Below are 14,500 nucleotides of genomic sequence, written 5' to 3' on the forward strand. Positions count from 1 at the left end.
CAAGGGGAATTAAGGGGATATTTGGGTAAAATCAGGAGTAATTAGGAGCGGAAATAGACGAAAACCTATGTTTGGATTTCGGCTGTTGGGGGAAAGGAATTTTGCAAAGGTCTCAGGCCGTCTGAAACCCTATATTCAGGTTTCAGACGGCCTTTTTAACTGCCCGATTTTATTCGCCGTAATAGGCTTTGGTCAGGATTTCTTCCATATCGGCCACCATAGCGAGGCGTGGGTTGGCCGGGGTGCATTGATCTTCAAAAGACATCATGGCCAGCTCTTTTCTGCCGTCGAGGAAGGTTTTCTCATCGATGCCCTGCTCTTTCAACGACATTTTGATGCCGACGTTGACTGCCAGCTCATGGCAGGCGCGGGCGAAGGATTCGACGCCTTCTGCCGGTGTGCTGCACGGCAGACCTAAGGTACGGGCGATTTCCTGATATTTCAGGTCGGCTTTGTAGTAGTTGTACTTCGGCCAAGTAGCGGTTTTCTGCGGACGCGTGCCGTTGTAGCGGATGACGTGCGGCAGCAGGATGGCGTTGGCACGACCGTGCGGAACGTGATATTTGCCGCCGATTTTGTGTGCCATCGAGTGGTTGATGCCCAAGAACGCATTGGCAAACGCCATGCCTGCGATGGTGGAGGCATTGTGCATATGCTCGCGCGCTTCTGGATCGGCCGCACCGTGTTTGTAGGAGCGTTCGAGGTATTGGAACACGAGCTTAATGGCTTGCAGAGCGAGGCCGTCTGTAAAGTCGTTCGCCAGTACGGAAACGTATGCTTCTACGGCATGGGTCAATACGTCCAGACCGGTATCGGCGGTTACGCCTGCCGGTACGGTCATGGTAAACGCAGGATCGACAATCGAAATGGTCGGTGTCAGTGAGTAGTCGGCAATCGGATATTTTTTGTCGCCGTCGCTGATGACGGTAAACGGTGTGACTTCGGAGCCGGTGCCCGATGTGGTAGGGATACCGATAAATTTGGCTTTGCGGCCCAACTCAGGGAAGCGGAAGGCGCGTTTGCGGATGTCCATGAATTTTTGCACCAAGTCTTCAAAATCGACTTGCGGCTGTTCGTAGAAGAGCCACATGGCTTTGGCTGCGTCCATTGGCGAACCGCCGCCCAGCGCGATAATGGTGTCCGGCTGGAAGCTGCGCATCAAATCGGTGCCTTTATAGACGGTTTGGACGCTTGGATCGGCTTCGACATCGGTAAACAGCTGGATGGTCACTTTGTTTTTGCGTTGATGCAGTTGGTGGGTGATTTTATCGACAAAGCCCAGATCAACCATCGAACGGTCGGTCACAATCATGACTTTTTCGCAGTCTTTCATGTCTTGCAGATATTGAATGGAATCGCGTTCAAAATAGATTTTGGCGGGCACTTTGAACCATTGCATGTTGTTTCTCCGACGGCCTACTTTTTTGATGTTTAACAGATTGACTGCGCTGACGTTGCCGCCGACGGCGTTTTTACCGTAAGAGCCGCAACCGAGGGTCAGAGAAGGCAGGAAGGCGTTGTACACGTCGCCGATGCCGCCGAAGGTGGAAGGCGAATTCCAAATCACGCGCAGGGCTTTGACGCGTGAGCCGAACGTTTTGACCAATTCTTCGTCGGCGGTATGGATGGCGGCGGAGTGTCCCAAGCCGTCAAAGGCAACCATTTCTTCGGCAAACTTCAAACCTTGTTCGGTCGAATCCGCCTTAATCATGGCCAAAACAGGCGAAAGTTTTTCGCGGGTCAGCGGCTCGTTCGGACCGACTTCACGGCATTCGGCGATGATGATGTTGGTTTTTTCAGGTACTTTAAACCCGGCCTGTTCGGCAATCCATGTTGCCGGTTTGCCCACTACCGCAGAATTGAGTTTCGCTCCGCCGCAGCTGGCGCAATTCGCCGTTACGCCAAAGATAAACTCTTCGAGCATGGCTTTTTCTTTTTTGTTGGCAAAGTACACGCCGTAAGATTTGAACTCTTCGGCCAACTCTTTGTAAATCTCTTTATCGGCAATCACCGCTTGCTCGCTGGCGCACACCATGCCGTTGTCGAAAGATTTCGACATCACAATATCGTGTGCCACCTGTTTGATGTCCGCCGTTTTTTCAACATAAGCAGGTACGTTGCCCGCCCCGACACCGAGCGCAGGTTTGCCGCAAGAATACGCGGCTTCCACCATCGCATTGCCGCCGGTCGCCAAAATCGTTGCCACGCCCGGATGCTTCATCAGCGTGGAAGTGCCTTCCATAGACGGCTTTTCAATCCACTGGATACAGTTTTCCGGCGCACCGGCCGCAATCGCCGCATCGCGCACGATACGCGCTGCATGGGCGGAACACTGCTGGGCGGATGGATGGAACGAGAAAATAATCGGATTGCGGGTTTTCAGCGCAATCAGGGATTTGAAAATGGTGGTGGAAGTCGGATTGGTTGTCGGCACAATACCGCAAACCACACCGACCGGATCGGCAATTTCGGTAATGCCGGTTACATCGTTTTCGCTGATGACGCCCACGGTTTTCAAATCGCGCAGACGGCGCACGACGTTTTCGCAGGCAAACAGGTTTTTGGTCGCCTTATCCTCAAACACGCCGCGTCCCGTTTCTTCCACCGCGTGCATGGCGAGTACACCATGTTTGTCCAGCGCAGCGATAGAGGCTTTGGCTACAATAAAATCAATCTGCTCCTGATCCAACTTAAGAAACTCATCCAACGCGCGCAAACCCTTTTCAACCAGGCTGTTTACCTCGGCTACGGCTGGGCTGACGACGTTGTCGGCTGATGCATTCATGGTGTATCTCCTTAATAAAAGGTGGCAATAAGGTCAATAAATTTTCACTACGATAACTATAGGTAATTTAGTTACATTTTGCTTTGACCTACATCACAAACCATGATTGAACTTTTCAGACGGCCATTTTATCGTTTATTCATTTTAATTCTTTGAAGTATAATATTTTTATCTACACAAAAACAAAGACGGTTATTCTTCGTCGCTTTCCTCGATAATTAAGATAAAAACAGAAAATCGATGTATTAAAATTACAAACGTAAATGAAAAAGGCCGTCTGAAAATATTTTTTCAGACGGCCTTTGTTTATATATGCCTTTTATTGGCTGATGTCTTCCAGCGTACGGCCTTTGGTTTCTTCACCCAATACCAAGATTACCGCCACAATCAGCAGCATAACCAGCGCAAACATCATAAAGATATTGCCGAAGCCACCGCTGTTGCCCACCATCGCCGCCACTACCATGGGCGCGAGTATGCCGCCGACGCGGCCGATGGCGCCTGCCCAGCCGGATGCGAAGGCACGGAAGCGCAAGGGGTAGAGTTCGGGGGTGTAGGTGTACAAAACGCCCCATGCGCCCAAGTTGAAGAAGGACATCAGGCTGCCCCAAACCATGACTTCGGCTGCAGTGGTGCTTTGCCCGAAAAACCATGCGCACACGGCGCAAGCGGCCAAAAAGCCTGCCAGCGTTGCTTTGCGGCCGATTCTCTCCACCAAAGCCGCGGCGGCAATATAGCCGGGCAGTTGTGCAACAATCATCACCAGCACATATTCAAAAGTTTTGACCACGGTATTGCCCTGCTCGACCAGCAGTTTGGGCAACCAAGTGAAAATGCCGTAATACGAAAACACGATGCCGAACCAAACCAGCCACAACATCAGCGTGCGCCGTGCAAACGGATGTTGCCAAAGTTGGAAGAAGCGGATGCGTTCGCGCGGGACGGCCGGTGCGGCAATGGCTTCTGTCGGCGGCGTTATGCCTGATTGGATTTCCAGCGCGGATACCAAATGATGAGCTTCATCGGTTTTGCCGCGGGAAAGCAGGTAAGGCACGGATTCGGGAACAAATTTCAACACCAACGGCACATAAAACAGGGGCAAGGCGCCGAATAAAAACGCGCTATGCCAGCCGGTTTGCGGAATAAAGAAATAAGATACCAGCGCGGCCAAGAGCCAGCCCAAGCCCCAAAAACTTTCCAGCAACACAATAAAACGGCCGCGTACTTTCGGCGGCGCATATTCACTGACCAGCGACACGGCAACGGGCAGCTGGCCGCCCAAACCGACGCCGACAAAAAAGCGGCACACCAGCAAAACCGTCAAATCAGGCGCGAGCGCGCACAAACCTGTGGCAATGCTGTACACCACCATCGTACCGGCAAAAACGGTTTTCCGTCCGAACCTATCCGCCAGCCAGCCGCTGAATACCGCACCCAAAGCCATGCCGACAAAGGCAATGCTGACAATCCAGCCCAACTGCGCCGGAGCCAGCGCCCAATCTTTGCCCAAAGCCGGCAATACAAACGACACCAAGCCTGTATCCATGGCATCAAACAGCCAACCTATGCCGACCAACATTAAAAGTTTGTAATGAAAACGGGAAGGCGGCAGATTGTGCAGCCGCGTCAGAATATCCATCACTTCTTTCCTTTGTTTGTGTATGATTGAATTGGGTTTTATCAATAAATGCTTTAATTTCAGTAACAAACCTAAAACCAAGACATTGTGTCGATTTTAACATTGGTACCATATGCAAAGAATAGGAAGCGCGTGTTTTTTGGATATTTTTATCGCCAGAACCGCACGCCATATTAAAACGCTGAATAAGGGTTCACGGCAGGCCGTCTGAAACCGATGCTCCGTTTTTCAGACGGCCTGCCGTTTTTTGCAAAGGCTTCATGCTTGGGTTATGATGTTTATTTGTAATATGTAAACAGATGATTGCCTGTTTTTACATAACAGGCCGTCTGAAACAACGGAGAACGATATGAATGCGGTTGTAATTGCGGTCATCATCATGCTTGTGCTGTCTTTATCGCGCGTGCATGTGGTGCTCAGCTTGGCTGTCGGCGCGTTTGTCGGCGGCTTGGTGGCCGGTATGCCTTTGGAGAATGTAACCAACGCGGCTGGCGATGTGGTGCAGCAAGGGATTATTCCTGTTTTTAACGAAGGCCTGAAAGGCGGGGCGCAAATCGCGCTGTCTTATGCCATGCTCGGCGCGTTTGCCATGGCCATCACGCATTCCGGACTACCGCAACAGCTCGCCGGCGTGATTATCCGCAAGCTCAACGGCGGCGAAGGCAATGCGAAAGGCGAAGGCGCGGTCAAATGGCTGCTGCTGGCGATTATTTTGTGCATGGGCGTGATGAGCCAAAACGTTGTGCCGATTCATATTGCGTTTATCCCGATGATTATTCCGCCGCTGTTGCTGGTGTTCAACCGTTTGAAACTTGACCGCCGCTTGGTGGCTTGTGTGATTACGTTTGGTTTGGTAACGACTTATATGTTCCTGCCTTACGGTTTCGGCGCCATATTCTTGAACGACATCATGTTGGGCAATATCCGCTCGGCAGGCATGGACACCAGCGGCATCAATGTGATGCATGCAATGGCGATTCCGGCTTTGGGCATGGTGTCCGGCTTGCTGCTGGCCTTTTTGCACTACCGCAAACCGCGCATTTATCAAAACAATACCACTGACACGGAAGACAACCGTGCGGCAGTGCAACAACAAGAGCCGTCAACCTATCGCAGCTTGGTGGCGGCCGTGGCGATTGCCGTGTGTTTTGCCATTCAGCTTTTGTATGATGGTTCGCTGGTATTGGGCGCTATGTTGGGCTTTGCCGTGTTTATGATGTTGGGCGTGATGAACCGCTCCGCCGCCAGCGATGTCTTCGGCGAAGGCATCAAAATGATGGCGATGGTCGGCTTTATTATGATTGCGGCACAAGGTTTCGCCGCCGTAATGAACGCAACCGGCGAGATTCAGCCTTTGGTCGAACACAGCATGGCTTTGTTCGGCGGCAATAAGGGCATGGCCGCATTGACCATGTTATTCGTCGGCTTGCTGGTAACCATGGGCATCGGCTCGTCTTTCTCCACTTTGCCGATTATTACCGCGATTTATGTGCCTTTGTGCATCAGCTTGGGCTTCTCCCCCATGGCTACCGTGGCCATTGTCGGCACGGCCGGTGCGCTGGGCGATGCTGGCTCCCCCGCATCCGACTCAACGCTCGGCCCGACCATGGGTTTGAATGCCGACGGTCAACACGACCACATCCGCGATTCGGTTATCCCGACTTTTATCCACTACAATATCCCGCTGATGGCTGCCGGCTGGATTGCCGCGATGGTGCTGTAATATGAGCGATATTCAGGAATTGGAACACCGCGTCACGGAGCTGGAAATTCAGACGGCCTTGCAGGAAGATTTAATCGGCAGTCTGAACGACACCATCGCCAAGATGCAGCAAGCTTTAGATTTGCAGCAAGGCCAGTTGCGGCTTCTGTATCAACGGATGCAGGACAAAGGCGCAAACGGCGAACGCGAACCGTACAGCCTGCGCGATGAAATTCCGCCGCATTATTGATCAACTGAAAAAGGGCATGTTTGATACATGCCCTTTTCTTTCATAACAAAGGCCGTCTGAAAGTCAATTAAGCTTTCAGACGGCCTTTTAAACAATCAAACCTTACAAACAAGCCAATTCGTTGGCCATTTGCTGCTCGACGGTTTCACGTTGGCGGATAAGTTTACATTCGCTGCCGTCAACCAATACTTCCGCCGCACGATTGCGCGTGTTGTAGTTGCTCGCCATGCTTGAGCCATACGCACCGGCGCTGCGGATAAGCAGCAAATCCCCTTCTTCGCAGGCGATGGTGCGGTCTTTGCCGAGGAAGTCGCCGGTTTCGCAAATCGGGCCGACGATATTGGCCGTCAGAGGCTCAATGTCTTTGGTTTCGACCGCTTCGATGTGATGATAGGCATCATAAAGCGCTGGACGCATCAAATCGTTCATCGCCGCATCGACCATCACAAAGTTTTTCTCTTCGCCATGTTTGACAAATTCAACGCGCGTCAACAACGCACCTGCATTGCCGACCAAACTGCGGCCTGGCTCGAGAACCAGTTTCAGACGGCGTGTACCCATCAGTTTTTGAACGGCTTGGGCATACGCGCCCAAATCAGGCACATTTTCGTCTTGGTAAACAATACCGACACCACCGCCCAAGTCCAAGTGTTCCAACACAATGCCTTCATCTGCCAATTGGTCAACCAAGGCCAAGATACGTTCGCAGGCTTCGACAAGCGGGCTGAGGTCGGTCAGTTGTGAGCCGATATGGCAGTCGATACCGACGATTTTCAAATGGCTTTGTCGGGAAGCATAACGATAAGCCTCAAGCGCATCGGCATAGGCAATACCGAATTTGTTGGCTTTCAGACCGGTGGAGATATAAGGATGGGTTTTGGCATCGACATCGGGGTTAACGCGCAGGGAAACCGGAGCGACTTTACCCAAACGCGCGGCAACCTTTTGAATACGGTCGATTTCGGGAATGCTCTCCATATTGAAGCATTTCACGCCTGCATTCAGCGCAAATTCAATTTCTGCCTCACTCTTACCCACACCGGAAAAAATCGTTTTCGCCGCATCGCCGCCGGCCGCCAAAACGCGTGCCAACTCGCCGCCGGACACAATGTCAAACCCGCTCCCCAAAGAAGCAAAGTGCTTGATGATGCTCAAGTTGCCATTCGCTTTAACTGCGTAGCAGACAAGCGGATTCAAAGTAGCAAACGCGGTTTGGTAGTTTTCAAACGCTTCGGTCAGCGCAGATTTGCTGTATACATAAAGCGGCGTACCAAACTCTTCGGCAAGGTGTGTATAAGGGAGTTTTTCGCAGGATAAGGTCATGTTTATGAAGTCTTTTTTTAATCGTTGGTTTGAGTGGTCGGCTCTTTAGCCGTATCGAATTTCAAGCCGGTTTGAATCACGCCGAAGCGAGCCTTGTCGCCTTCTTTGGGCAGGTAGAGATCGCCTTTATAGCCGCAGGCAGAGAGCAGCAGAGCCGTTGCCGCTGCAAAAAATACGCCGTATTTCATCAGTAAAACTTTCTTCATCATTACGAATGTGGCAAGATTCGGTATCTTAAACAAAAACCACACAAAAAGCCATGATGACCGAAAGCGAATTCATCCGCATGAGCGAAGAATTGTTCGAACACATCGAAGACCAAATCGACGAAAACGGCTGGGATTTCGACTGCCAGTTTGCCGGAAACGTACTGACTATCGAAGCCAAAGACGGCACGCAAATCATCGTCAACCGCCACACGCCCAACCAAGAATTGTGGATTGCCGCCAAAAGCGGCGGCTACCATTTCGCCGAACAAAACGGCAAATGGCTGGCAACACGCGACAGCCGCGATTTCTACGACGTTTTGAACGAAGCACTAAGCGCGGCTTCGGGTGAAGCAGTTGAGATTGCGGAATTGTGATTCAGTCTCCAAATATCCCTAGCTAAAAATCTATTTACCTCAAAGGACACCCAAATGCCCCTACTAGACAGTTTCAAAGTCGACCACACCCGTATGCACGCCCCTGCCGTACGCGTGGCAAAAACCATGACCACGCCCAAAGGCGACACCATTACCGTGTTTGACCTGCGTTTCTGCATTCCCAACAAAGAAATCCTGCCTGAAAAAGGTATTCACACGCTGGAGCACCTGTTCGCAGGCTTTATGCGCGACCACTTGAACGGCAACGGCGTTGAAATCATCGATATTTCCCCGATGGGCTGCCGCACCGGTTTCTACATGAGCCTCATCGGCACGCCCGACGAGCAAAAAGTAGCCGACGCATGGCTCGCTTCAATGCAGGATGTTTTGACCGTTCAAGACCAAAGCAAAATCCCCGAGCTGAACGAATACCAATGTGGCACCTACATGATGCACTCACTTGCCGAAGCACATGAAATCGCCCAAAACGTTTTGGCACGCAAAGTCGCCGTCAATAAAAACGAAGAGCTGACATTGGACGAAAGCCTGTTGAACGCTTAATCCGCCATGACAGTAAAGGCCGTCTGAAACTCTATATGACAAGTTTCAGACGGCCTAAAACCTTTTATTCCAATTTTCAACCTTTCAGCCATAGTTTTACACCGCCTAAAAATAAGTTGGCGGATGCTGACAGTGTACATAGTATAATTACACTTTAAACAAACAACCTGATTCTATTGCTTTTATGAAACCGTTTTTCTGCAAAACCGCCATTGCCCTCAGCCTGACCCTCCCTGCCGCCGCCAACGCTGCCGAGTATGTCTGCAATGTTGAAGGCATCACCGTTTATACCTCACACCAGATCAACAATACCTGCCGCGTTACCGATTCGTACAGTCCAGTAGAAACAAATGTATCTCAAACAAACACTGAGCAGCTAAATTTGAATTCGACTCTTACAGAGCAACAAACAGATCCGAAATTGGTTGGAACACAGAACATTTTCGATAAAACAGGAGTAACAAACCAAAAAACTACTAGATCAACGGCTGATCACTATGTTCCTGTTATAGAAACACAAACGGCAATAGCTCCTGTTGAAACCAAGCAATATCCCGTTAATACTTTCGCCATATTCAATACCACACCTGTTGTTCAAGTATACCCCTCTGCACCTATCGCTCAGGTACAAACTACCCCTCAGGAAAGTCATAGATCGGATAGCTTTTTCTCTCCTCATACTGAACAGATACCTACCCAAACTCTCACCGCCCCGAACGTGCACACTGACCAAGCTACCACCACCCAATTCCTGAATCATTCTCTAGATTTGGAGCCATTGGACAACAAGACAGCAAAAAGTACAACAGCCGAAGAACCGGCCAAAACTGAAGTTACACACACAGAACAAACTGTTTCCAAAACATCGATAAACCGCACAACCAATATTAAAAAAACAGTAACCAAACCACTTAACGCTGAAAACTCTTCTGCATCGTCCGACAAAACCAATATATTAACAGGATCTACAACCGAGATTTTCGCACTGACAGACTCGGTCAAGCCGACCGAACCCATACCAGCGGCAGCAACTCCAACGAAGCCTACCAAAACCCCATTGCCCAAAGCATATGGACCAACCACTGATGCACTCTTCAGCGATAAAGATGTCGATAACGACATCAAAATTCTGCTAAATGGTCCGATCGGTGGCGTTACCAATACTGCCGCAGCTGCTAATCCGCGTCTGAATATCCTCCTACGCAACAGCATACAGAAACGCCAGGCCAAGCAAAATAGCCAGCAAGACATCCACCGCAAAGCACCGATTCGTACCATTCCTGCAACCATTGCTGCACCACAACCCAAACCTAAAGAAACACGTAAACAGGTATTACAAGGGGAAATTCGCAACGAACAGGCCGCTATTATCCGCCTTCAAACACAGCTGAATGCAGCCAAACAAAAAAGCGATCAAATTAAAATCCAACAACTGACCCGTACCATCAACGCCCGTCAAGCGAATATCCGTGCTATTCAAGGCGAGATGTCTCGTTGATTGGTTTTTATACAAAAGGCCGTCTGAAAATATTTTCAGACGGCCTTTTTAATGGCTTACAACCTATTTACTTCAACAAACAAACTCATTCTCTAAAATCATTTTCCCCATCACGCCAAAGTATATTTCTTCACATCCCTACCCTCGTGCGCCATTACTGCTTCTAGCCAATCGGCGATATTTTGCCAATAATATTGCGGCTTTTCAGACGGCCTATCAGTCTGAGTACCTTCATCATTCAACACAACGGGAACACCCTGCTCTGCACCGTTTTCAAGCAAAATCCAGATACTGCCTTCATGGGTATCGGCACGAACTGCTTGATGTTCATATGCCCAACCAACCGCAGCTTGTCCGCCATTTTGCAAAGACTGCATCGCCAGAGATAATGGATGAAAGCAGGTATCTACATTGTTGTCGGCAGTAACGACCAAAGTTGCACCATGCGTTCCTAACGCTTGCGCGGCATGAAAAACGGGAGCATTGTGCAGGTTGGCAATAAAGTCAAACGGCATCGCGGCGTGATGGTTCAGCACATTGTCTGCCATTTTTTCAAATACGGATGGCGAAGAAAACGGCGTACCGAGAAAAACGGCGCAATCAGAACGAATTTTGCATTGCTCTTTCAGTTGCCCTGCGCCAAGCGCGGCAATTAAACTCAAGCGGCTGAGGCGTCGGGTATCTATACTGCTTTGCTGCTTTAAGGTTTGTTTGAGGATTTTGCCGCCGGTGCCGGCGTCAGTATCAAAACGCACGGCGGCGGTAATACGGATATTAGAATTTACGGTTGCCATTGCCATACCAAAGATGTGTTGCTGCCGCCAAAGCCAAACTGATTGGCCAAACAGAAAAAGCCGCCTTTTTGTGAAGCCGCACACTCGGAAAAACGAATTTCCCGCCCCTGATAATCGTTGCTTCCGCCTTGTTTTAAAGCGGATAAAAGCAGGGCTGTTTCAAGGGCTGCCGTTGCGCCAAGCGTGTGTCCGATTTGCGGCTTGAACGCCATCAAAGGCGGCAGTGTACCGAATATATTTTCCAGTGCGGCCAATTCGGCGGCATCGCTGTCAGCCGTGCCGATGCCGTGTGTTTTAACGGCTGCAATGCTTTCAGGAGCGATGCCTGCAACATCCAAAGCGCGTCGCATCACTTGCTCCTGCGCTTGGCCATCGCTTTGAATCAGGTCATTGCCTGTATTGGCAGCGTGTCCGATAAGCTTCAGACGGCCTGAAGAAGATTCGGGAGCAGCGGAAGATAAGGCAAGCGCAGCAACACCTTCGCCTAAAATCAAACCGTTTCCGCCAAAAGGCTGATAGTGTTCGGCCAGCAAACCCAAACTGTGAAAATGCAGCAAAGTCAGCCGGTTGAGGTTTTCAATACCAAGCACAAAGGCGCGCTCCGCCCCGCCGCGCAAACAATTATCCGCCTGAATCAGCGCATGGGCAGATGAAGTGCAGGCAGTAGCGAAACTGAAAATCTGCCGATTACCGCTACGCCGGCGCAAATCTTCGGCAAGATAAAGCAGATTGTGTTCCTCTACCGCCCTATTACCCGCAAAATGGCGGTTTTCATATTCGGAGATGGAATAGGAACTGGAACCGATAAACACCGGCGTATCGTGCCAGCTTTCAGACGGCCAGCCTGCATTTTCGGCGGCTCGGCGCAAATGTTGTTCGGCGATATCCGCAAATTCCTTCCGCCCCAAACTGTCGCCGGCGAATGCACGAAAATAAGCAGCCTGCTGCGGTTGGTTTAAAAACGTATAAGACACCGCATCAGGTCGTCTGAAATCCGTTTGCGGATTCAAGGCAGAAGTGGCCGCCGTACCGCAAACCCAACTCACGCGCCATGCTCCGCACGGATAAACGCCGCCAAATCGCGTACGCACATCATATGTTTGCGCACCATCCGGTCGCCCTGCAGACGCACTTGGAAATACTGTTGCAAGGCAACGCTGATTTGCAGCGCATCAAGCGAATCCAAACCGACCGGACTGCCATCGCCAAACAAAAGTGCATCGTCGGTGAAATCATCCATATCCACATCGTCGGCCTTATCGGCCTCTTGCACGATTAGCTTTTTCAATTCCGCTTCCAGCTCGTGCTCGGCCAGTGTAAAGGTGTAAGACATTTTTTAAACTCCCATTTTGATCTCATGAAGCAACAGCTTGTTTTAGATAAACCTGCTACGCTCGTTTTAGCGAAACTCGCTACGCTCGCTTTCAGACGGCCTGAACTTTATGCAAAATCGCCCCAAAGTGTCTGCATGGCGGCAATGGCCGCAAGTGAGGCGGTTTCGGTACGCAACACCCGTTTGCCAAGCGTAACGGATTGAAAACCGGCATCAAATGCCTGCTGCTCTTCCTTCTCCGTCCAGCCGCCTTCCGGGCCGACCATAAACACGACCTTGCCGGATTGCGGCTGAACATCGCCCAGTTTTTGTGCGCGATTCAAGCTCATTAACAGTTTGGTCGTTTCCTGCGGCAACTGCTGCAATGACTGTGCATAAGTCGTCAGCGGCAAAACCTTCGGCACAATATTGCGGCCGCTTTGTTCACACGCCGAAACGACGATTTCCTGCCAACGCGCCACCCGCTTTTCAGCGCGTTCGCCACTCAAGCGGACGACACAGCGTTCGCTGATGACCGGGCGAATTTCTGCCACACCCAATTCCACGCTTTTCTGCAAAGTGAAATCCATGCGCTCGGCGGCGGATACCGCCTGTACCAACGTAATGTTCAGCGGCGATTCGTTGTCCGTTGCCTCTTCACGCAAAATGCGCACGCTGGCGCGGCGTTTTTCCAAAACTTCGGGCAAAGCCGGATATGCCTTGCCATTGCCGTTGAACAACACGATTTCTTCCGTGTTTTTCACGCGCAATACATTCAAATGGCGCACCACATCATCGGGCAATTTGACCACGCTGTCGGGGCTTAAGGCAAAATCAACATAAAATCGGGGCATGGTTTCCTGCTTTATTCATGTATATAATTTGAACTTTCGTGAACGAAATTGAAACACGGCGGCATACACTTACCTGCCTGATTTCGATTTCATCCACTATAATTTAAAACTTCCCGAATTTTAATCCACTGTCACGCAAAACTGCAAAAAACAAGGATACGCCGTGCTATACCGTTTACAGAAAGTCGTCCGCCACATCGCCCAAACCGAAGTCATGCCGCGTTTTCTGAACACGCCGTCACGACGCAAGGAAGACGGCTCGGTTTTGAGTGAAGCAGATTTGGCCGCACAAACCGCTTTTGCCGCCGCCCTACCCTTATTGGAAGATTGTCCGATGTTGGGCGAGGAGATGAGCGTTCAGGAGCAAACCCGTTTGTGGAACGAACATTCAGACGGCCTGTGGATTGTCGACCCTATCGACGGCACAAACAACTTCGTCAACGGTTTGCCGCATTTTGCCGTGTCCGTCGCACTGGTTAAAAACGGCCACGCCGAATTGGGCGTAATTTACAATCCGGTCAGCGGCGAATGTTTCTACGCCGAACGCGGCAAAGGCGCGTTCCTCAACGGTACGCCGCTGCCGCTGCGTTCGGAAAACAAAAAACTCAACGAATCCATTGCCGGCGTAGAAATCAAATACCTGCGTTCGGGCAAACTCGCCAGTCGCATGAATACCCTTGCCCCATTCGGCACGATCCGCAGCATGGGCAGCAGCACGCTCGATTGGTGCTACCTTGCCAGCGGCCGCTACGATATTTACATCCACGGCGGACAAAAGCTGTGGGACTACGCTGCCGGTGCATTAATTTTTGAAGAAGCCGGCGGCTGCCTGACCACTTTGGAGGGCGATGATTTTTGGAGCGGCGAACATGTATTCAAGCGTTCCGTCATCGCCGCATTGCAACCCGAGCTGTTTCAACAATGGGTGAAATGGATTCGAGAAAATCAGTAAAAATACCGTTTATCTTCAAAATATCACGATTATCTTGCAACTTATTGAAATTATTTCACTTCTTAACAGCATTTAATACTAAAAACGGTAGAATATTAATCGCTGACACAACACCGCTCTTTCATCCCTTTTGGGCGGTGCAGCAAGTAAGACGTTTTCCCGCAATGTATTGGCCATTCATACTTCTCCCTTAGTATGAATGGTTTTTTTTATCTGCAAAAACAGCTCAGGCCGTCTGAACGTTCAG

General features: G+C 50.5%; 14 protein-coding genes. 6 read left to right on the plus strand and 8 right to left on the minus strand.

Going from position 1 to position 14,500, the window contains the following annotated elements:
• Window positions 1-169 precede the first annotated feature (169 nt).
• Window positions 170-2,785, minus strand: coding sequence for a bifunctional acetaldehyde-CoA/alcohol dehydrogenase (gene adhE / locus ACTHTU_RS10725; RefSeq protein WP_440362538.1), 2,616 nt, complete (start codon window positions 2,783-2,785; stop codon window positions 170-172).
• Window positions 2,786-3,104: 319 nt separating this feature from the next.
• Entirely contained in the window at window positions 3,105-4,424 is a 1,320-nt protein-coding gene (locus tag ACTHTU_RS10730; protein ID WP_440362539.1) for an MFS transporter, read from the minus strand.
• A 349-nt stretch (window positions 4,425-4,773) separates the two neighbouring features.
• Here ACTHTU_RS10730 and ACTHTU_RS10735 point away from each other — a divergent pair, with 349 nt between their 5' ends.
• Complete coding sequence (locus ACTHTU_RS10735; RefSeq protein ID WP_070712103.1) at window positions 4,774-6,147, plus strand: Na+/H+ antiporter family protein; 1,374 nt, start codon at window positions 4,774-4,776, stop codon at window positions 6,145-6,147.
• Between the two features lies 1 nt (window position 6,148).
• Window positions 6,149-6,376, plus strand: a complete 228-nt coding sequence (locus ACTHTU_RS10740) for a SlyX family protein (protein WP_004518924.1) — start codon at window positions 6,149-6,151, stop codon at window positions 6,374-6,376.
• A 102-nt stretch (window positions 6,377-6,478) separates the two neighbouring features.
• Here ACTHTU_RS10740 and lysA read toward each other — a convergent pair whose 3' ends face one another.
• Together lysA and lptM are read right to left on the minus strand one after the other, a co-directional pair.
• Window positions 6,479-7,699 carry a diaminopimelate decarboxylase gene (lysA, locus tag ACTHTU_RS10745; RefSeq protein WP_440362540.1) on the minus strand — a complete coding sequence of 407 codons (1,221 nt, stop codon included), beginning with the start codon at window positions 7,697-7,699 and terminating at the stop codon, window positions 6,479-6,481.
• 17 nt (window positions 7,700-7,716) lie between these two features.
• A complete protein-coding gene (gene lptM / locus ACTHTU_RS10750) occupies window positions 7,717-7,908 on the minus strand; it encodes an LPS translocon maturation chaperone LptM (RefSeq protein ID WP_003684659.1) in 192 nt (63 codons plus the stop codon).
• Window positions 7,909-7,958: 50 nt separating this feature from the next.
• On the opposite strand from lptM, the gene cyaY reads away from it, so the two are divergent.
• The 3 genes from cyaY (at window position 7,959) to ACTHTU_RS10765 (ending at window position 10,341) form a co-directional block, all read left to right on the plus strand.
• Window positions 7,959-8,282: an iron donor protein CyaY gene (gene cyaY, locus ACTHTU_RS10755; RefSeq protein WP_440362541.1), complete on the plus strand. Its 324-nt coding sequence runs from the start codon at window positions 7,959-7,961 to the stop codon at window positions 8,280-8,282.
• A 54-nt stretch (window positions 8,283-8,336) separates the two neighbouring features.
• Entirely contained in the window at window positions 8,337-8,843 is a 507-nt protein-coding gene (gene luxS, locus ACTHTU_RS10760) for an S-ribosylhomocysteine lyase (protein ID WP_049328425.1), read from the plus strand.
• 184 nt (window positions 8,844-9,027) lie between these two features.
• Window positions 9,028-10,341: a hypothetical protein gene (locus ACTHTU_RS10765; protein ID WP_440362542.1), complete on the plus strand. Its 1,314-nt coding sequence runs from the start codon at window positions 9,028-9,030 to the stop codon at window positions 10,339-10,341.
• A gap of 110 nt (window positions 10,342-10,451) precedes the next feature.
• On the opposite strand, the gene ACTHTU_RS10770 is transcribed toward ACTHTU_RS10765, so the two are convergent.
• The 4 genes from ACTHTU_RS10770 to ACTHTU_RS10785 form a co-directional block, all read right to left on the minus strand.
• Window positions 10,452-11,141 carry a hypothetical protein gene (locus ACTHTU_RS10770; RefSeq protein WP_440362543.1) on the minus strand — a complete coding sequence of 230 codons (690 nt, stop codon included), beginning with the start codon at window positions 11,139-11,141 and terminating at the stop codon, window positions 10,452-10,454.
• On the minus strand, window positions 11,123-12,181 hold the full coding sequence (locus ACTHTU_RS10775; protein WP_440362550.1) for a beta-ketoacyl synthase N-terminal-like domain-containing protein: 1,059 nt from the start codon (window positions 12,179-12,181) through the stop codon (window positions 11,123-11,125). Before ACTHTU_RS10775 ends, ACTHTU_RS10770 begins: the two co-directional genes overlap by 19 nt.
• Complete coding sequence (locus ACTHTU_RS10780; protein WP_063068421.1) at window positions 12,178-12,468, minus strand: acyl carrier protein; 291 nt, start codon at window positions 12,466-12,468, stop codon at window positions 12,178-12,180. Before ACTHTU_RS10780 ends, ACTHTU_RS10775 begins: the two co-directional genes overlap by 4 nt.
• Before the next feature lie 107 nt (window positions 12,469-12,575).
• Entirely contained in the window at window positions 12,576-13,301 is a 726-nt protein-coding gene (locus ACTHTU_RS10785) for a 16S rRNA (uracil(1498)-N(3))-methyltransferase (protein ID WP_314513718.1), read from the minus strand.
• Between the two features lie 163 nt (window positions 13,302-13,464).
• Here ACTHTU_RS10785 and ACTHTU_RS10790 point away from each other — a divergent pair, with 163 nt between their 5' ends.
• Entirely contained in the window at window positions 13,465-14,253 is a 789-nt protein-coding gene (locus ACTHTU_RS10790) for an inositol monophosphatase family protein (protein ID WP_003684681.1), read from the plus strand.
• Window positions 14,254-14,500: the final 247 nt, after the last annotated feature.

Origin of the sequence: Neisseria sp. P0020.S005 (assembly GCF_051957055.1) — a bacterium.
GTDB classification, from domain to species: domain Bacteria; phylum Pseudomonadota; class Gammaproteobacteria; order Burkholderiales; family Neisseriaceae; genus Neisseria; species Neisseria subflava_A.

Excerpts from the sequence above, each read along its gene's own strand:
- adhE (WP_440362538.1), bottom strand. The coding sequence starts at position 2,785 with ATGAATGCATCAGCCGACAACGTCGTCAGCCCAGCCGTAGCCGAGGTA.
- ACTHTU_RS10730 (WP_440362539.1), bottom strand. The coding sequence starts at position 4,424 with ATGGATATTCTGACGCGGCTGCACAATCTGCCGCCTTCCCGTTTTCAT.
- ACTHTU_RS10735 (WP_070712103.1), top strand. The coding sequence starts at position 4,774 with ATGAATGCGGTTGTAATTGCGGTCATCATCATGCTTGTGCTGTCTTTA.
- ACTHTU_RS10740 (WP_004518924.1), top strand. The coding sequence starts at position 6,149 with ATGAGCGATATTCAGGAATTGGAACACCGCGTCACGGAGCTGGAAATT.
- lysA (WP_440362540.1), bottom strand. The coding sequence starts at position 7,699 with ATGACCTTATCCTGCGAAAAACTCCCTTATACACACCTTGCCGAAGAG.
- lptM (WP_003684659.1), bottom strand. The coding sequence starts at position 7,908 with ATGATGAAGAAAGTTTTACTGATGAAATACGGCGTATTTTTTGCAGCG.
- cyaY (WP_440362541.1), top strand. The coding sequence starts at position 7,959 with ATGATGACCGAAAGCGAATTCATCCGCATGAGCGAAGAATTGTTCGAA.
- luxS (WP_049328425.1), top strand. The coding sequence starts at position 8,337 with ATGCCCCTACTAGACAGTTTCAAAGTCGACCACACCCGTATGCACGCC.
- ACTHTU_RS10765 (WP_440362542.1), top strand. The coding sequence starts at position 9,028 with ATGAAACCGTTTTTCTGCAAAACCGCCATTGCCCTCAGCCTGACCCTC.
- ACTHTU_RS10770 (WP_440362543.1), bottom strand. The coding sequence starts at position 11,141 with ATGGCAATGGCAACCGTAAATTCTAATATCCGTATTACCGCCGCCGTG.
- ACTHTU_RS10780 (WP_063068421.1), bottom strand. The coding sequence starts at position 12,468 with ATGTCTTACACCTTTACACTGGCCGAGCACGAGCTGGAAGCGGAATTG.
- ACTHTU_RS10785 (WP_314513718.1), bottom strand. The coding sequence starts at position 13,301 with ATGCCCCGATTTTATGTTGATTTTGCCTTAAGCCCCGACAGCGTGGTC.